We start from the raw sequence: 18,985 nt of genomic DNA on the forward strand, positions 1-18,985 counted from the left end.
TTCCAGGATTGACGACAGCCGTGATTGTATACGGTCGAGCCTGCTTAGGGAGGAGTTTGGGCTTCGGTAGGGCGTGCCTGCAACGCAGCCGCCGCTTTGTTGACATCGCGCCCCAGCCAGCGGCGCGCCGCTCGCAGCGCCGGCGCCTCGACCATATGCCAGCTGAGCATGGCCAGCGGCAGCACCACGGCCAGCGTCGCCAGCGTCAGCTCCCGGTGACTCACCGGCGGCAGCACTTCGCGCAGCACGATGATCACCGGCCAATGCCAGATATAGACGCCATACGAGTAGTCGTGGCGCTGCACATGTGCCGCCCATGGCAGCGACTGCGAGCCGACACACATGGCCAGCGTCACCGCCACCAGCGCAATGCCGAACCAGGTGAGCGGACTCGGGGTCAGGGCGGCGGACCTGGTCCAGTTGAGCAGCAGCAGGGCCAGCGCGCAGGCCACGTGGCGCCAGCCGATGCGCAGGTCCGGGGCCAGGGTCTGCAGCAGCATGCCGACCAGGAACAGCGACCACATCCGCACTTCCCAGACGTAGCCGCTCGCCACTTGCGGGAACAGGTTGGCGGCGAGCAGCAGGAACAGGGCGGCGCCGCGCATCCAGCTGCGCAGCGGCAGGGCGGCGGCCAGGCCGACCAGGGCCACCATCACATACATGCGGCCTTCCCAGTACAGGGTCCACAGCGGGCCGTTCAGGTCCTGGCCGCCCAGCACGCCGGCGATGCGCAGTTCCTCGGCCGGGATGTCGTAGACCAGCCCATGCAGCACCGTGTTGCCGAAGATGAAGCGCCATGGCGCCGGCTCGAGCAGGCCGCGCCACCCGGGTTCGGAAAAGAACGCCACGGCCACCACGGTGGAGACCAGCAGGCAGGCGAACAGGCCGGGCACGATGCGCGCCACGCGGCGCAGGGCGAAGCGGCCGAGGTGCGGGTCGCCCATCCAGCTGCGCGTGATGAACATCCCGCTGATGACGAAGAACACGCCGACCGCGAGCGCGCCCAGGTCGCCGTTCGGCGCCAGCAGCCGGGTCAGGGGATCGGGATGGGGCGCGACCCGGTTCATCATCCAGGTGTGGTAGACCACCACCAGCAGGGCGCAGACCAGGCGCACCAGGTTGAAGCCGTTGTCGTGGGAACTGATTGCCGCTTCGAGCGAGCGGTGCTGTGTTGGATATGCCATGGACCGTTTCAGGGCAGCTGCCACTGCCAGCTCAGCTGCAACTGGCGGTTGTTGTACTGGAAAATCGAGATGTTCTCGCGGTTGCGCACCGCGCGCGCCTCGAGCACGAGCGCGTGGCGCTTGTCGAGCGCATAGCTGACGCTGGCGCGCAGTACCTGCGTGGCTTGTGCGCGCACCTCGTCGATCAGGCCCGGCGAATAGGCGCGACTGCTGTTCCACGTCTGGCGCGAGTAGCCGAACTCGGTCCTGAGGCCGTGCCCCAGCTGGTGGCGCAGCAGCAGGTTCGTGAACCCGCCCTTGCGGTCGCCGCCCGGGCGGTGCGCCAGCGCGTGGTCGTTCAGGTAGCCAAGCGTGGCGCTGGCGTAGTGGTCGCCGCGGCGCCAGGACAGGTGTCCGCGCAGTTCCTCGGTGGTCGAGTCGAAGTTGGTCAGCGCCGGGAAGCTGTTCCGGGTGAGCGCGACCACTACGTTGAACTGCGTGCCGGCCGGCAAGCGCAGCGGCGGCTCGATGCGTGCCTGCAGCTGGGCCTGCCGCTGGTAGAGCTGTCCGCCGAGGGTCACCAGGCCGAGCGTACCGATGGCGCGCAGGCGCCAGCGTCCCCAGCGATAAGGCGCTTCCAGGCCCGTGAACAGGGAGCTGGTGTTGTACTGGTGCAGGCTGTCGTTGCGGCGCACCTGGTACTGGACGAATCCGAGCACGCCGTTGGGCGTGACTTCGCGCATGTAGTCACCCGCGAGCTGGGTGTACTGGTCGCTGCGCGGGGTGAAATCGCCCGACAGTTCATATTCCACCTGCCCGCCGGGAGCATCGATCGTGTAGCGTGTGGTGCGTGCGCCCTGGTTGACGTTCTGGTCGAAGCCGCGGCTGGTGCTCAGCACGGCGCTCGAGATCACGTCCCAGCGCGAGCAGCCCTGCTCCCGCGTCTGCGCGATTAGTTCCAGCAGTGCCGGTGAGGGATTGAAGCGCGTTTCGATGATGGCGAACAGGCGCTCGGCCTCGTCCGAATTGCCGAGCGCGCAGTGCGTGAGGGCCAGCTCGAGCCAGGCGCCCGCATGCCTGGGCGACTGTTCGATCGCACGGCGCAGTTCAAGCGTGGCGTCGGTGCGGCGGCCTTCCGCGATCGATTGCAGGGCTTGCAGATACAGGTCTTCGCCGGGATCGGCTTGCGTTTGCCCCAAGGCGTGCGGCGCGCCGGCCAGCAGCAGGAAGGAGAGCGCGCACCCGGCGCGTAGCGAATCGAATGTCATGTACTGCCCTTGACTACGGCGATGTCGGGCACGCCGGCCGCCGCGACGCGCGAACGCGGGATGTCGGCCGGCGTGAACAGGGCGGTCGGCTTGCCCTTGCCGCGCAGGCGCCGCTCGCCCAGCGCGATGAAACGGTGACGCACGGAGCGCTCGACGGTGCCGGCGCCCACGATCACGTCGTGCGGGAAGTCGCGCGCCGCCTGTTCCAGGCGCGAAGCGGTGTTGACGCTGTCACCGACGGCGGTATAGATGCTGCGGAAGGAGGTGCCGAAGTCGCCTGCGACGGCCGGGCCGCTCTCGATGCCGATGCGCACCCGCAGCGGCGGATGCCCGGCCGCTTCGCGCGTATGCGAGAGCGCCTTCACGCGCGCGACGATGGCGCGCGCGGCATCCAGCGCCAGGTCGGCATGCTGCTCGATTGGCAGCGGCGCGCCCCAGAAGGCCACCAGGCCGTCGCCGGTGTACTTGTCGAGGGTGCCGCCGCCGGCGATCACCGGCGCGGTCAGGCAGTCGAGGAATTCGCGCGTCAGGCGTGCGGCCTCTGTCATCGACAGCGATTCGACCTGGGTGGTGTAGCCCTCCATGTCGGCGATCAGGGTGGTGACGTCGAGCTGGCGCGGCGCCAGCGGATCCTCCAGGTCGCTGCGCAGCAGTTCGCGCACCACCGAGGGCGCGACGTACTGGCGCAGGGTGCCGAGCAAATGGCGCGAGCGGCGCTGCGCCATCTGCCACTGGTAGGGCACGGCCACCGCCAGCAGGAACAGGTTGGTGAGCAGCGGCGCGGTGGTCGAGAACAAGGGGTCGTGCGGCGCGATGACGTAAGCGGCGGCCAGCCACAGCGTCGAAACCGCGCCAAGCATGGCCACGCTGGCCCAGGCCGGCAGGCGCGGAAAGGCGAAAGTCGCCAGTAGCGCCGACAGCAGGGCGAAGGCGCAGGCGGCCAGGCGGCCAGGCCAGGGCGCCGGCGTGGTTCCCGCCTGGCGGTCGAGCAGGGTGGACAGGACTTCGGCCTGCACCCCCAGGCCCGGGCGCTTGGCCGCGTGCGGAGTGGTGACGCGGTCGCCCAGTCCGAGCGAGGACGAGCCGACCAGCACCAGCCGCCCCCTGGCGCTGGCCGGATCGATGGCTTCGTCCAGGATGTCGGCGGCGCTCACCAGGGTGAAAGCGTTCCAGTCGCGCTTGAACGGAATGCGCATGTGGTCCGCGTCCGGCAGCGCCGGCGCAGGCGCTGCGCTGCAGCAGCGGACCAGTGACAGGGCAAGGGCGGGGTAATCGCGGCCCTCGAAGCGCGTTACCAGCGGCACGTGGCGCAGCACGCCGTCCGTTCCGGGCACGAAGCCCATGTTGCCGACATGGCGGGCGCCGGCGAAGCCGGCATGGTTGGCGATGTAGCCGTCGGCCCGGCGCGCACGCGCCTGCAGTTCGGGCAGGGCCCCGGCCAGCACGCCTTGGCGCAAAGGCTGGGGGCGCTTGTTCTCGTAGTCAAAATCGAAGATCTGGCCAAGGACCAGCGGGCCGTGGGCGGCCAGCGCCTCGAGCCGCATGTCGCCTTCGGGGTCGCCGGCTTTCTCGCGCACGATGTCGAGTGCGACGCCGCGCGCTTCGTAGCGGCTGAGCAATATTTCAACCAGGTCGGCGATGCGGCTGCTCGACCATGGCCACGGCCCGACCGCTGCCAGGCTGGCTTCGTCGATATCGACAACGAGGATGCGGGGCTCCGGTTCGGTCGTGACGCGCCAGCGGATGAATTGGTCGCGCAGGATCTCGCTTCCGAAAGCGATGTTGTTCAGAAACGACATCCCGAGCGAAGGTCCCCATTGCACGACGACAGTCAGCATGACCGCCACGATTGCAATCGCCGGGCGTGCCAACAATGTCTGCCAGCGCGTGGTCGGCCTGTGCATGCTCATGGGGGAAGGGAACTCGGCCACGCCGTCAGGAAGAGTTTAAAAAACGGGTATTAACTAACGGAAACGAACAGTGTACGACAAAGTAGTTGCTTTGAGGGCAAGTAAGGCAAATTCCAAGCAGGATGGATAACGTATCAGTTTGCTCTAGAATGTGACGGCCATCACGGAAGGGGTGCGTTCGGCCCCGGATAATAGCGCGAAAAGGGGAAAACCATGTTGCGTCCAATACTCATCATCAGCTCGCTCGCCATCGCCTTCCAGGCGCAGGCGGCCGAGGCCGGCAAGGTCATCTTTGCCGCTGGCGCGGCCCAGGTGGCCGACAAGGCCGGCGCCGAAGGTACCCCGGTACAGGAAGGCGAGCTCCTGAGTACAGGCAAGGATGGCTTCCTCTATATCAAGACGATCGACAACGGCCTGCTGATCCTGCGCCCGAATACCCAGGCAAAGATCGTTTCCTACCGCGTCGATCAGAAAAATCCGGCAAAAACCCGCATCAAGCTCGAACTCATCAGCGGGGTTGCGCGCAGCAAGTCGGGCGAGGCTGTCAAGCTGGCGCGCCAGAATTTCCGTTTCAACACCCCGGTGGCGGCCATCGGCGTGCGCGGCACCGACTTCACCGTCTATACGGACCAGGAAACCTCGCGCGTCGCGGTCCTGACCGGCGGCGTGGTCGTCAGCAGCTTTGCCGGCAATTGCAGTCCGGAGGGGGCAGGCCCCTGCGAAGGCGCGGCCAGCCGTGAACTGTTCGCTGGCCAACGCGGCCAGTTGCTGCAGGTTAAGCGCGGTGCTGCCGCGCCGCAGTTGGTGCCATCGAACGGCGGCGGCCCGGACCAGGTATCGCCGCCGCGCGCCGACGAGCCGGTGGCGCTCAAGAGCGGCAGCGGCACCGCCGTGCCGGTCCTCGACGGACGCAAGGCCGACTCGCTCGAGAAGCTGGTGAGCCAGGCGCCGCAGATCCCGCCACCCGACCCGATCACGATGCCGCCGAAGGCGCCGCCGATCGTGGGTGTCCCTTCCGAAGAAAAGCCGGCCGAGCCGCAAGTGCCGTCCTTGCCCGAGCGCGCCCTTCAGTGGGGACGGTTCCGAGACCTTGCCGATAGGCCTGCCACCATCGACTTCAGTACGCCCAAAGGCGGCGAGCGCCTATTTGTTGGAGATTACGTTATTTTCCGCACCGCCGGTCGCGATTACGTGAGGCCGGAGCGCGGCAATGCCAGCTTCAAGCTCCAAGGCGGCGAGGCGACCATCCGCTATATTAATTCGGAGGCTGTAACGATCGCTGACGTGCAGAATGGCCTGTTGGACGTCGATTTTGGCAAGGCAAGCTTTGTCACCAGCTTCGACCTGGTCAACGGCAGCGAACGCCATCGTATGGTGGCAGAGGGCATCGTCGCGCAGGATGGGCGCTTTGCCAACAGCACCTATGATACGACCTTCCGGTCGCAGTCGAACAATATGCTGGTTGACGGCCTGCTTAGCAATGACAAGGGTGGAACGGCCGCCTATTTATTCGATCGTATGCTCGATGAAGAGCGACGTGTCAGAGGCGTGACTTTCTGGACCAAATAAAGCTGGCTGACAGTTTTGAGCAAACCCCGGTAACACGGTAATGCCGTTCAGTTAAGACTGAACGGCATTTTTATTTTGTCGTTGTAAACGTTGGGCATCGCTGTTAACCTTCGTCGCCATGTTTGACGACAATCTTCATTTTCTAGCAAACCATCTCGAAGCTCCCGACTGGGCAAGGCTGGGAGAGCATCTTCCTGTTGAATGGATCGAGCAGGCGCTCGCGAGCTCGGATGCGCTCAGTATCCGGCATCGGCGTCTGCCTGCCGAGCAGGTGGTATGGCTGATGGTGGCGCTGGCGCTGTATCGTCACAAGTCAATCGGGGAAGTGCTCGACGACCTCGGCTTGGCCGTACCGACCGAGCACACGCCGTTCGTTAGCAAGAGCGCGGCAGCGCAGGCGCGCCAGCGCGTCGGGCCGGAGCCGTTGAAGTGGCTGTTCGACCATTCGGCGGCAAACTGGGTTGCGCAGGACAAGCGCGCCTATCTGTTCAAGGGACTGCAGCTGTTTGCAATGGACGGCACCACCTTGCGCACCCACGACACGGAGAAGAACCGGGAGCATTTCGGCGCGCAGGGCTATGCCGGCGGCACAGTGGCGAGCTATCCGCAGGTGCGCGGTGTCACGCTCACTGCACTGCCGACGCACCTGGTGCACAGCGCAGCGTTCGGCCCCTATTCGACCAATGAAATGCTGTATGCGAAGCAGCTGGTCGAGGCGATTCCGGACGAATCGCTCACCGTCTTCGACCGTGGCTTCCTGTCGGCCGAAATCCTGTGCAGTCTGACAGCCAGCGGCGCCGAGCGTCACTTCCTGATTCCAGCCAAATCGAATACGAAATGGGACGTGCTCGAAGGCAGCGAGCATGACGCCTTCGTTCGCATGCGCGTGTCACCGCAGGCAAGGAAGAAGTCTCCGGAACTGCCGGAATTCTGGGAGGCGCGCGCCATCACTGTCGTCGACGCCCAGGCGCGCAAGCGCGTCTTGCTGACTTCGCTACGCGACCGTCAGCGTTACAAACCGGCCGACATCGCCACTTTGTATGACAAGCGCTGGAGTATCGAGACAAGCTACCGGGAACTGAAGCAGACCATGCTGGGTATGGCATTGACTTTGCGTTCGAAAACCGTGGACGGGGTGTATCAGGAAATCTGGGGCACGCTGATCGCCTACAATCTGGTCCGCCTTGAAATCGCCAAGGCTGCGCTGGCGGTCAAGTGCGAGCCGACCGAGGTGAGCTTCATTCGTGCCTTTCACCTGATCCAGTTTGAACTGCACTGGGCAGGAGTTACAAGGTCCTATGGAAAGCTGCCTGCCTCAATGAAGCACCTGCGAGAGAGGCTGGTTAGCCTTCTGAAAGAAGAACGGTCCGGCCGCAAATGCGACCGGGCCGTCAAGGCAACGCCGAAGCGTTATGCCGTCCGGAAGGTGAAGAAGCTACCTTAACTGAACGGCATTACCGGTAACACGGGTTTTTATTGTTGCATTGCTTGGCTAACACGTTCAATTTGTTTCCAATTGTATATTGGACTATGTTGAATCATGTTTAATTCTCTCTAATTCTATCCATATGCATATATTTCCGTGCATAAATACCGCAGATTTCTCGATAAACAGTGATGGTATCGCGATTTTAGTCATTATTGGAGCACTTGGGAAATACAAGCTTGCATGAGCTGTGCTGTTCTCTGATAATGTGCGACCAACAAATCGGACGAGCTTTTACAACTTAGGGACAAAAAATGTGAGTGAATGTGATGACCGTCACATTATTGCGCAAGTTCCCTCTGTCATCATTCGCCCCGTTGGATTGCAGAAGTCATGAGACGTGCTGCAAATTTAAACACTGACCGAAACTTAGGAGCAATAAATGGCGCTTTATACCGAAGCAGTACAAAAGCTGTACGTCGCTTACTTCAGCCGTCCAGCCGACGCTGCCGGCCTGACTTACTGGGAAAACGTTGTGACTGCCGCTAAAGGCGACACCACCGCAGTCTCGAAAGCTTTCGCTGCATCGCAAGAATACAAAGACACCTTCGCAGGCCAGAGCGCCTACCAGGTGATCAACACAGTTTACCAGAACCTGTTCGGTCGTCCTGCAGAAGCAGCCGCGCTGACCTTCTGGGGCCAGGGCCTGCTGAACGGCACCTTCACCATCGACAACGCCGTCACCACCATCGCTGCTGGCGCACAAGGCGCTGATGGCGATGCCTACAAAGCCAAAGTCGCTGCCGCGACCGCATTTACCGCAGCCCTGGACACCCCAGCTGAAATCCTGGGTTACAACGGTACTGCGGCTAACAATGCTGCCAAGGCATGGCTGGCTGGTATCAAAGACGAAACTACCCTGAAGGCCGCGACCGAAGCCGCCGCCCTGAACAGCACCGTTGGTACCGTCACCAACCCGCCGATCGTGGGTCAGACCTACGTCGTCGGCACTGGCGTCGAAACCCTGGTCGGCACCTCGGCCAACGACACCTTCAATGCTCGCAACGTTGACGCCAATGGCGACTCGAAAGCGACCCTGAACGCCTTCGACAGCATCGACGGCGGCGCAGGCACCGACACCCTGAACGTGTACACCAGCGCTGGCATCAACACCAGTCTGCCGGCATCGGCATCGGTCAAGAACGTCGAGATCATCAACCTGTACAACACTGCCGGCGCTGAATTCGGTGGCGCTGACGGCGTCGCCGCTGGCCAGTTTGTTGGCGCAACCCAAATCTGGCAGATCGGCAGCGCTACCAAAGTCACCGGCCTGGCTGCTAGCACCACCGCAGGTTTCCGTGGCCTGACCCTGGAAAGCGGTTCTGTCACCACCGCCAGCGGCGCAGCTTCGGCAAACATCGCCCTGGAGGCCGTCAAGGGTGCTGCCACCACCAACGTCGTCGGCCTGACCACTACTGGCACCTCGACCGTGAATGTGTCGGGCACCATCGCTCAGACTACCACCGGCACTGGTTCGACCCCGGCCTCGCTGGCTCTGGGCGTGACCGCTGTCAAGGATGCACAGACCGTGACCGTGAACTCGGCAGTGGCTACCACCCTGACCATCAACGACACTGCATCGGCACTGACCAAGAAAGTTACGACCGTGAACGCAGCTGGTTCGGCCGGCGCGATCACCTTCGTGGGCGACACCGATGTCAACAGCATCACGACCGGCGCTGGCGCTGACACCGTGACCCTGGCTGCTAATACCGCCAAAGCAACCACCACGACCGCCGCCCTCAACGCGACTGTATCGACCGGCGCGGGCAAGGACTCCATCACCATCAACACCACCGGTGACGGCGAAGTCACTGTTGACGCTGGTGCAGGTGACGACACCGTCACCCTCGCTGGCCGCGGCACCGGCAAGCTGACCGTCCTGCTGGGCGATGGCGCCGACACCTTCAAAGCGAACCCCGGTGTGGCAATCCAAGCTGGTGACAACATCGACGCCGGCGCAGGTATCGATACCTTGTCGCTGAGCCTGGTTGGTTCGGCAAACATCGGCGCATTCAGCAACTTCGACTTGTTCGACGCTGCTGGTCTGGCTCGTACTTTGGACGTCGAAATCCTTTCGAGCAAAAACACCGTCACCGAGTTCATCGCTTCGGGCAACGTCGGTGCAGGCGCAACCCTGTCGAACGTCGGTGCTAACGTTGGCGTCCGCGTGACCGCCGACATGGCTGGCTCGACCCTGACCGTCCTGCAGAAGACCGCTGGCGCGCTGACCGTGACCGTCGATGCTGACGAAACCCGCACCACCACCAACGATGCTGGTGAAACCGTGAGCGGCGCAATTGCTACCAACGCGACCGCTGTCAAAGCCGTGTTCGACACCTCGTACCTGGCTGACAATGCTGCGGAAGCGCTGCTGCCACAGACGGCCGACAACTACACCACGCTGTCGCTGACCGCTGAAGAAGCAACGTCGCTGGAGATCGTTTCGGGCGGCGCCAACGCAAGCAACAACGTCAACGTGACCGCGACCGACAAGCTGACCTCGATTACCGTGACCGGCGCGCAGAACCTGACCATCGGTACTGTCACCGGCGCGACCAAGCTGGCAACCATCGACGCGTCGGCACAGACCGGTGGCCTGATCGTGGGTACCAATGATGTCGCCAACGGCGGCGTGATCAAGCTGGGTTCGGGCGTGGATGCCGTGACCGTAGCTGCTACCTCGACCACTGTTGCTGGTGAGCAAGAGCAAGTGTTTGGCTTCGAGAAGGCTGCCGCTGCTGCTGCCGGTACCGAGGCAAGTGCTGCTCGCACCGCTGCCTGGGCTGACGCCGACACCCTGGTGTTCGCTAACGGTACCGTTGCTAACGCTAACGCCGCTGTCACCACCGGCACCATCGCCAAGGGCGTGCTGACCTTTACCGGTGCTGGTCCTGCTGATCTGGCCGCTGCTTTCGTAATCGCCAACAACGCCGCTGAAACCGCTGGCGAAGTGGTGATCTTCGAATACCTGGGCAACAGCTACGTGTTCCAGCAAGGCGCTGGCGGTTCGGCTGATATGGTTGGTGACCTGGCAGTCAAGCTGGTCGGCATCACCGGTGTCACCGAGATCGGCGAAGTCGGCACCACCGACGGCTTCTTCCTGGTGTAATACCCCTCCGGCAGGCAGTCCGCGCAAGCGGACTGCCTCCGAAGCAAAACCCCGCAAGCTCGCTTGCGGGGTTTTTTCTTTTACTGGTCCCGCCTACCCGAAGCAGTGCTAACATGTTGTGTTCAATATCACACGTGGAGGGACGATGTCAGACTGGACCGAGGGCTACGTAGCGGATATCGGCTACACATACGGGTATTACGCCGAACTCAATCCGCAGCGGATCAAGCTGGCCTTCCTCAATTCCGGCGTCGCCTTTCCCGAAGTCGGGACCGCCTGCGAACTCGGTTTTGGCCAGGGCGTCAGTATCAACGTGCACGCCGCGGCCTCGGTCACTCGCTGGCATGGCACCGACTTCAACCCCGCCCAGGCCGGTTTCGCCCAGGAGCTGGCGGGCGCCGCCGGTTCCGGGGCGCAGCTGTTCGACGAATCCTTCGAGATCTTCTGCAAACGCCCCGACCTTCCCGATTTCGACTACATCGGCCTGCACGGCATCTGGAGCTGGATTTCGGACGAGAACCGCGCCCTCATCGCCGACTTCCTGCGCCGCAAGCTGAAGGTCGGCGGCGTCCTCTACATCAGCTACAACACCCAGCCGGGCTGGGCGGCGATGGCGCCGCTGCGCGACCTGCTGACCGAGCATGCCGAGCTGATGGGCGTGCCCGGTACCGGCATCGTGCCGCGCATTGACGCCTCGCTGGCCTTCGCACAGAAAGTGCTGGGCACCGGCGCCCAGTTTGCGCGCGCCAATCCCCAGGTCGAAAAACGGCTGGAACAGATCGGCAAGCAGCCCCGCGCCTATCTGGCGCACGAATACTTCAACCGCGACTGGATGCCGATGTCCTTCTCGCGCATGCAGGGCTGGCTGTCCGGGGCCAAGCTGTCCTATGTCTGCTCGGCCCATTACCTGGACCACATCGACGCCATCAACCTGAGCGCCGAGCAGCAGCAGATGCTGGCCGAGATCCCGGACCGCAACTTCCGCGAGACCGTGCGCGACTTTTTCGTCAACCAGCAGTTCCGCCGCGATTACTGGGTACGCGGGGCACGCACGCTGGCGCCCTTCGAGCGCAACGAGCAGATCCGGATGCAGCGGGTCGTGATGGTGGTGCCGGCTTCCGGCATCAAGCTGAAAGTGACCGGCGTGCTGGGCGAGGCTGAGCTGACCGCCGACATCTATGGCCCGGTGATCGATCTGCTGGCCGACCACCAGCCGCGCAGCCTGCTCGAGATCGAACATGCCTTGCGCGAGCGGGTCAGCTTCGTGCAGCTGGTGCAGGTGGTGATGATCCTGACCGCCCAGGCCGTCCTGCAGCCGGTGCAGGACGAGGCGACGGTCACCGACGCCCGCGCACCCGCCATCAGGCTCAACCGCAAGCTGTGCGGCATCGCGCGCGCCTCGAGCACGGTCGCGGCGCTGGCGGCGCCGCTCACCGGAGGCGCCGTCGCCGCTTCGCGGATCGAACAATTGTTCCTGCTGGCGCGCGACATCGGCCTAGTCGAGCCCGAGGCCTGGGCCGACTATGTGCAGGCGCTGCTGGTCCAGCAAGGACATCAGCTGCTCAAGGAAGGCAAGCCGCTGACGTCACAAGAAGAGCAACTGGCGGAACTGCGCATCCAGGCCAGGGACTTCCGCGATACCAGGTTACCCATCCTGCGCAACCTGGGCGTCTGCGCCTGATCGGTGCATTCGCGCCATGCTGCATGGCGGTCATCTCTGCAGCATGAAAACCACAGATTTCCGCTCCAAGTCGGGTGGAGTATGTGACGCACATCACATTTTTGTCGGGAATTGAGCGATAATGTCTCGCTCTTTCCCGTTGAGTTCGCTTGACGGGTCGAAGCACTGACCAACCGCGCCAACGGACTGCATGAATACCAAACTCTTCAACAAGAAAAACGAGATTGAGCAGACCCTGCTCGCTTTCAAAAGCACCTTCTGGACCGTCGGTACCTTCAGCGCCATTACCAACCTGCTGATGCTGGTGCCTTCGCTGTACATGCTGCAGGTCTATGACCGCGTGCTGGCCAGCCGCAACGAGATGACCCTCATTATGCTCACCGTGCTGATGCTGGGCGCCTATGTCCTCATGTCGGGCCTGGAGCTGGTGCGTTCCTACGTGCTGGTGCGGGTTGGGGCGCGCTTCGACCTAGCGCTCAACAAGCGCGTGTATACCGCCGCCTTCGAGCAGAACCTGAAGCAGGCCGGCGGCAACGCGGGCCAGGCCCTGAACGACCTGACCACCCTGCGCCAGTTCCTGACCGGGAACGGCCTGTTCGCATTCTTCGACGCGCCCTGGTTCCCGATCTACCTGGCGGTTATCTTCGCATTCGACGTCTGGCTCGGCCTGTTCGCCCTGGTCGGTTCGATGATCCTGATCGCACTGGCTTTCATCAACGAGCGCGTCACCAAGGCCCCGCTGAGCGAAGCCAACTCGATGGCGATCGCTTCGAGCACGATGGCGACCAACAACTTGCGCAATGCCGAGGTGATCGAGTCGATGGGCATGCTGCCCAACCTGATCAACCGCTGGTTCAAAACCCACAGCAAGTTCCTGGTGCTGCAGGCCGACGCCAGCGAGAAGGCCGCCAAGATCGCCTCCCTCACCAAGTTCACGCAGGTGTCCCTGCAGTCGCTGGTGCTGGGCTTCGGCGCCCTGCTGGTGCTGGAGAACGATATCACCGCCGGCATGATGATCGCCGCCTCGATCCTGGTCGGCCGCACCCTGGCCCCGGTGCAGCAGGTGATCGGCGTGTGGAAGTCGTGGGCCTCGACCCGCAGCGCCTACGAACGTCTGAGCAAGCTGCTCGAAGCCAATCCTGCACGCGAAGCCGGCATGGAGCTGCCCAAGCCGCTGGGCGCCCTGTCGGTGGAAGGCGTGACCGCGGCTCCGCCCGGCGGCAAGTCGGCCATCATCAAGGGCCTGAGCTTCGCCATCGCCCCGGGCGACGTGCTGGGCGTGATCGGCCCGAGCGGCTCCGGCAAATCGACCCTGGCGCGCCTGCTGGTGGGCGTGTGGCCGGCGCAGATGGGGAAGGTGCGCCTGGACGGCGCCGATATCTATCAGTGGAACAAGGGTGAGCTGGGCCCGCACATGGGCTACCTGCCGCAGGATATCGAACTGTTCGCCGGCACCGTGAGCGAGAACATCGCCCGCTTCGGCGAGGTCGATGCCGAGAAGGTCGTCATCGCGGCCAAGCGCGCCGGCGTGCACGACATGATCCTGCACATGCCGGACGGCTATGACACCCGGCTGGGCGAGGCCGGCGCCGGCCTGTCGGGCGGCCAGAAGCAGCGCATCGGCCTGGCGCGCGCCATGTACGGCGATCCTTCGCTGATCGTGCTCGACGAGCCGAATTCGAACCTGGATGACATCGGCGAACAGGCCCTGGTGCAGGCGATCCTCGACCTGCGCCAGCGCGGCAAGACCATTGTCCTGATCACCCACCGCACCACCGTGCTGGGCGCGACCAGCAAGCTGCTGCTCCTGCGCGACGGTACTGCGCAGGCCTTCGGCCCGACCAATGAGGTGCTGGCGGCGCTGCAGGACGCGAACAAGAAGGCGATGCTGGCACAGCAGCAGGCGCAGCAGGCCGCTGCGCAGGCTCAAGCCCAGGCCCAAGCGCAGGCACGTGCGCAGGCCGCCGGCGTGACGCCGCAGCCAGCCGAAGCCACGACCGGAGAGAACAAGGAATGAAATTACTGAAGAGCGAGACCAGCGATGTCGTCAGCCATGACGTCACACCGCTGGAAGTGAATACCGATGCGAAGAGCTTCGCACGGGTCGGCTGGATCGTGGTGCTGGTCGGCTTCGTCGGCTTCGTGCTATGGGCCGCTCTGGCGCCGCTGGACAAGGGCGTGCCGCTGTCGGGGACCGTGGCCAAGGAATCGAACCGCAAGGCGGTGCAGCACCAGGGCGGCGGCACGGTCCAGCAAATCCTGGTCAAGAACGGCGACCACGTCAAGCAGGGCCAGGTGCTGGTGCGCATGAACGCGGTGCTGGCCCAGGCCGGCCACGACCAGACTGAGGCGCAGTACCTGAGCGCCATCGCCACCGAGGCGCGCCTGGTCGCGGAACGCGACAACCGCAAGACGATCACCTTCCCGCCGGAGTTGGAAAAGCGTCGCGGCGAGCCGCGCGTGGCGGAAGTGATGCGCCTGCAGGAACAGTTGTTAACCTCGCGCCAGGTCTCGCTGCAGAACGAGCTGGGCGGCATCGACGAGAGCATCGCCGGCCTCAAGCTGCAGATCCAGGGCCTGCAGGAATCACGCGAGAGCAAAAAGGAGCAGGTCAACATCCTGAAGGAACAGCTCGCCGGGATGCGCGACCTTGCCAAGGAAGGCTACGTTGCCCGCAACCGCCTGCTCGACCTGGAGCGTACCTATGCCCAGCTGAACGGTTTGATCTCGGAAGACATCGGCAACATCGGCCGCGCCCAGCGCCAGGTGCTGGAGCTGAACCTGCGCCGCTCCCAGCGCGCCCAGGACTACCAGAAGGAAGTTCGTACCGTCCTGACCGATGTGCAGAAGGAAGCCGAATCGCTTGCGGCGCGCCTGAAGGCCCAGCAGTTCGAACTCGAGAACGTCGAGGTGAAGGCGCCGGCGGACGGCGTGGTGGTCGACCTCGCCGTGTTCACCAACGGCGGCGTGGTGCCGGCCGGTTTCAAGATGATGGACATCGTGCCGAGCGGCGACCAACTGGTGGTGGAGGGCCAGTTGCCGGTCAACCTGGTCGACAAGGTGCACGCGGGACTGCCGACCGAGCTGATCTTCTCGGCCTTCAACACCAACAAGACCCCGCACATCGAAGGCGAAGTGACGCAGGTGTCGGCCGATCGTTCGGTCGACCAGCACAGCGGCATGCCGTACTACACGGTGCGCGTGAAAGTGACGCCGGAGGGTGCGAAGAAAATCGCTGCGCACAAGCTCAACATCATCCCTGGCATGCCCGTGGAACTGTTCGTCAAGACCGGCGAGCGCACCATGGCGAACTACCTGCTCAAGCCGGTGATCGATCGTGCGCATTCGGCCATCAGCGAGGACTGACCAGTGAGCAGCATTTCCCGTCATCAGCGGCGCCTGCCGGGGCGTCTCCACCTGTGTGCACTGGCAGCGGCTGTCCTCGCGGCAGGCAATGCCGGCGCGGTCAGCCTGCAGCAGGCCTATGAAGCCGCGCTGAAGAACGACCCGACCTACCGCATCGGCTTCTATGCGAACGAGGCGGCCAAGGAAAACCGCATCCTCGGCCGCTCCCAGCTGCTGCCGAGCGTGTCGGCCAGCTTCAACGGCAGCAAGAACGTCCTCGATCGGGAAACCGAGATTCCCGGCCAGGCGCCGAGGCTGTCGAACGAGAAGTACATGAGCCGCTCCTCCGTCGTCCAGCTGCGCCAGCCGCTGTTCAATATGGATGCGGTCCAGCGCTACCGCCAGGGCAAGGTCCAGACCGCGCAAGGCGCCGAGCAGTTCGAGGCCGACACCAATGAGGTCGGGGTGCGCGTGGTCAGCGCCTACATGGACGCGCTGTTCGCCGACGACCAGGTAGCCCTGGCGCGCGTGCAGCGCGACATGTATGCCGAGCAGCAGAAGGTCAATCAGCGCCTGTTCGAGAAGGGGGAGGGCACGCGCACCGACATGCTCGAGACCAAGGCCCGGCTCGATCTGGCCGAGGCCGCGCTGATCGAGGCGCAGGACAATGCCAAGGCCCAGCGCGAAGTGCTTGAAGGGGTGATCGGCGGCCCTGTGGACACGCTCGACCGCCTGGACGAAGGCTTTCGCCCGACCCAGCTGTCACCGGCCTCGTTCGAGGAATGGCACAAGCTGTTCCTGGCGAATAATAACGAGCTGGCCGCGGCCCGCCTTGCCGTCGAGAACACGCGCCTGGAAATCGGACGCCAGCGCGCAGGTCACCTGCCGCGGGTGGACTTTGTCGCGACTTATAACAAGGGCGACAACGAGACGGTCAACACGCTCAACCAGCTCAACACCAACCGCTCGCTGGGTGTGCAGGTAAATATCCCGATCTACCAGGGGGGGGCCATCAATGCGCAGACGCGCCAGTCGGCGGCGAACTACGAGCGCGCCCGCTCCGACCTGGACGCGCGCACCGACAGGCTGACGGTCGAACTGCGCCGCGCGCACAGCCTGGCCCAGAGCAGCGTGCGCAAGATCGATGCCCTGGTCAAGGCGGTGGAATCGGCCAGGCTCTTGATGACGGCCACCGAACAGAGCATCAAGGGCGGGGTGCGCATCAACCTTGACCTGCTCAACGCCCAGCAGCAGCTGTTCACCAGCCAGCGCGACCTGGCTCAGGCGCGCTATGCCTACTTGGTGGCTACGCTGCGCCTGCGCGCGCTGGCCGGCACCGTCGACAGCCAGGACATCCGCGAAATCGCAGCATACTTCCGCTAAGGCGGCATCCATCCCTTGCGCAGGCCGGCTCGGCAGCTGGCCTGCGTTGTCCCCTTGCTACCACATCTTGCTTCTCAGAACGCCTTTAGGCGGATCCCGATTCTTTCAAATCAGCATGATTTCAGACGGCCATATAGCCGTGCAAGTCGCGAGTCCTCGCCGCCGCAAACCCGCATGGCAACCGGTTATGGCTCATCGCCAAGGTTCAGGAAAGGCTGGCTGGAAGGTCAATAAATCGATTCGCACCTGAAACATATTCCTGTATGTAATTGATTTTCTTGAAGAAATTAGGTGCGCACGGATGAGTGGATTGCGCCCTTGTTCTTTTTATTACGGTATATTTTCCTCACCATTTTGATGAGGAGGCCGTGATGGCAACTGATTACATTAACGAAGTGCAGAAACTGTATGTCGCCTATTTCAGCCGCCCGGCAGACCCGGCCGGCCTGGATTTCTGGGCCAAGAACCTGGCGACCAACCCGAACGGCTACCAGGAAATCGCCCAGGCGTTTTCGACCTCGGCCGAATACCAGGCGACCTATGGCGGCATGAATAACCGCGCCGTGGTGGCGGAAGTGTACGAGAACCTGTTTGGCCGTGCGGGCGAAGCCGCCGGCATTGATTTCTGGGCGAATGCCTTGAGCACGGGTGCGCTGAACATCGGTAACGTGGTGACCGGCGTGGCTGCGGGCGCGCAGGGTGACGATCGCATCGCCTTCAATGCCAAGGTGGGCGTGTCGACCCAGTTCACCAACCGGATCGATACCGATGCCGAAAAGGCCGCCTACACCGGCGCCAAGACGGCGATCGCGGTCGACTACATCGCCCAGGTGAAGAACCTGCAGACGGGCGCCATGTATTCCGACCCGGGCCAGATCGACGCCGCCATCGCGAAGATCGTCGGGTCGCCAAGCGGGTTCGACTTCGACGGCATGGCCATGGTTTGAAATAATATTTCAAAAAAAGACGTTTTTTGAAATATTATGAAGTGAAACTTGCAGGGTAGTGGAAGCGGTATGGCGCAGGTAGCGCATTACCGTGGCAGAGCATAGATTGGGCGTAGAGTGGTCGGCCCCGCCGACCACGCGTCCATCGGGTCTTACGAAGCGGCCGGCTCCTGACCGGCCGGCGCCGCGGCGCCCTTGTCCTTGCCGGCGCAGTGCGGGCAGGACACGCCCGGCACATACTCGGGCGACAGCTGCTGGCGCGGCGTCACCACGGCGCGGCAGGCGAAGCATTGGGTGGTTTCGGTCGGCTCGAGCTTGGGGTTGAGCGCGGTGCGGTAGTCGAACACGAAGCAGTCGCCCTGGTAGTGCTCGCCGCCGACTTCCTCGAAATACTTGAGGATGCCGCCGTCGAGCTGGTAGACGCGCTCGTAGCCGATGTCCTTCATGTGGATCGCGGCCTTCTCGCAGCGGATGCCGCCGGTGCAGAAGGTCACCACCGTCTTGCCGGCCAGCTCATCCTTGTGCCGCGTGGCCACTTCGGGAAACTCCGTGAACTTGTCGATGCGGTAGTCCAGCGTGTTCTGGAAGGTGCCGACATCGACCTCGAAGGCATTGCGGGTTTCCATCATCACCACCGGCACGCCCTCGTCGTCGTGCCCCTGGTCGAGCCAGCGCTTGAGCGTCTTCGGATCGACGGACGGTGCGCGGCCGAGTTCCGGCTTGATGAGCGGCATGCGCATCGTGATGATTTCCTTCTTGATCTTTACCAGCATGCGCTTGTGCGACTGTTCAAGCGACAGGCTTTCCTTCCACTCGAGGTCAGCTAATCTAGCGTCGCTGCGGACCCAGGCGAGGTACTGGTCGATGTGCTCGCGCGTACCCGACAGGAACATGTTGATGCCTTCCGGCGTCAGCAGGACCGTGCCTTTCAGGCCGAGTTCGTTGCACAGCGCCTGGTATTGCGGGCGCAGTTCTTCGAGATTGTCGAGGGTGACGAATTTGTAGGCGGCGATATTGACGTACATGGCTGCTGACGCTGGGACTTGGTGAAGACAGCCGGCTATTATAAGGCAGCCGCTGCTTGAAGCGGCAATTCCAGAGGGAATGGCTCGGGTTTTCAC

12 protein-coding genes are annotated in these 18,985 nt (G+C 63.5%); 8 read left to right on the forward strand and 4 right to left on the reverse strand.

Annotated features, from left to right (window positions below):
* Positions 1–44: 44 nt before the first annotated feature.
* Genes B2R83_RS08625 through B2R83_RS08635 form a run of 3 tightly spaced genes read right to left on the reverse strand, consistent with a single transcriptional unit; the run spans position 45 to position 4,269 of the window.
* Entirely contained in the window at positions 45–1,184 is a 1,140-nt protein-coding gene (locus tag B2R83_RS08625) for an acyltransferase family protein (protein ID WP_292040136.1), read from the reverse strand.
* 8 nt (positions 1,185–1,192) lie between these two features.
* On the reverse strand, positions 1,193–2,431 hold the full coding sequence (locus B2R83_RS08630; protein ID WP_292040137.1) for a tetratricopeptide repeat protein: 1,239 nt from the start codon (positions 2,429–2,431) through the stop codon (positions 1,193–1,195).
* Positions 2,428–4,269, reverse strand: coding sequence for a CHASE2 domain-containing protein (locus B2R83_RS08635; RefSeq protein WP_292040138.1), 1,842 nt, complete (start codon positions 4,267–4,269; stop codon positions 2,428–2,430). The genes B2R83_RS08630 and B2R83_RS08635 overlap by 4 nt, the downstream gene beginning before the upstream one ends.
* A gap of 285 nt (positions 4,270–4,554) precedes the next feature.
* On the opposite strand from B2R83_RS08635, the gene B2R83_RS08640 reads away from it, so the two are divergent.
* The 8 genes from B2R83_RS08640 (at position 4,555) to B2R83_RS08675 (ending at position 17,864) form a co-directional block, all read left to right on the forward strand.
* Positions 4,555–5,910: a FecR family protein gene (locus tag B2R83_RS08640; RefSeq protein WP_292040139.1), complete on the forward strand. Its 1,356-nt coding sequence runs from the start codon at positions 4,555–4,557 to the stop codon at positions 5,908–5,910.
* A gap of 118 nt (positions 5,911–6,028) precedes the next feature.
* Positions 6,029–7,354 (forward strand): IS4 family transposase, encoded by a 1,326-nt coding sequence (locus B2R83_RS08645; RefSeq protein WP_292040140.1) that lies wholly within the window; start codon positions 6,029–6,031, stop codon positions 7,352–7,354.
* Between the two features lie 424 nt (positions 7,355–7,778).
* Positions 7,779–10,508 carry a hypothetical protein gene (locus B2R83_RS08650; RefSeq protein WP_292040141.1) on the forward strand — a complete coding sequence of 910 codons (2,730 nt, stop codon included), beginning with the start codon at positions 7,779–7,781 and terminating at the stop codon, positions 10,506–10,508.
* Positions 10,509–10,653: 145 nt separating this feature from the next.
* Complete coding sequence (locus B2R83_RS08655) at positions 10,654–12,189, forward strand: class I SAM-dependent methyltransferase (RefSeq protein ID WP_292040142.1); 1,536 nt, start codon at positions 10,654–10,656, stop codon at positions 12,187–12,189.
* Positions 12,190–12,379: 190 nt separating this feature from the next.
* Positions 12,380–14,206, forward strand: coding sequence for a type I secretion system permease/ATPase (locus B2R83_RS08660; protein ID WP_292040143.1), 1,827 nt, complete (start codon positions 12,380–12,382; stop codon positions 14,204–14,206).
* On the forward strand, positions 14,203–15,555 hold the full coding sequence (locus B2R83_RS08665; protein ID WP_292040144.1) for an HlyD family type I secretion periplasmic adaptor subunit: 1,353 nt from the start codon (positions 14,203–14,205) through the stop codon (positions 15,553–15,555). The genes B2R83_RS08660 and B2R83_RS08665 overlap by 4 nt, the downstream gene beginning before the upstream one ends.
* 3 nt (positions 15,556–15,558) lie before the next feature.
* The gene (locus B2R83_RS08670; protein ID WP_292040145.1) at positions 15,559–16,917 is read left to right on the forward strand and encodes a TolC family outer membrane protein; all 1,359 of its coding nucleotides are present in this window, start codon (positions 15,559–15,561) and stop codon (positions 16,915–16,917) included.
* Positions 16,918–17,288: 371 nt separating this feature from the next.
* Positions 17,289–17,864, forward strand: a complete 576-nt coding sequence (locus tag B2R83_RS08675) for a DUF4214 domain-containing protein (protein ID WP_292040146.1) — start codon at positions 17,289–17,291, stop codon at positions 17,862–17,864.
* A gap of 152 nt (positions 17,865–18,016) precedes the next feature.
* Here the strand turns inward: B2R83_RS08675 and B2R83_RS08680 are convergent, their stop codons facing one another.
* Positions 18,017–18,889, reverse strand: coding sequence for a sulfurtransferase (locus tag B2R83_RS08680; RefSeq protein ID WP_292040147.1), 873 nt, complete (start codon positions 18,887–18,889; stop codon positions 18,017–18,019).
* Positions 18,890–18,985 lie beyond the last annotated feature (96 nt).

Origin of the sequence: Massilia sp. UBA6681, from assembly GCF_002454935.1 — a bacterium.
Taxonomy (GTDB): domain Bacteria; phylum Pseudomonadota; class Gammaproteobacteria; order Burkholderiales; family Burkholderiaceae_D; genus Telluria; species Telluria varians.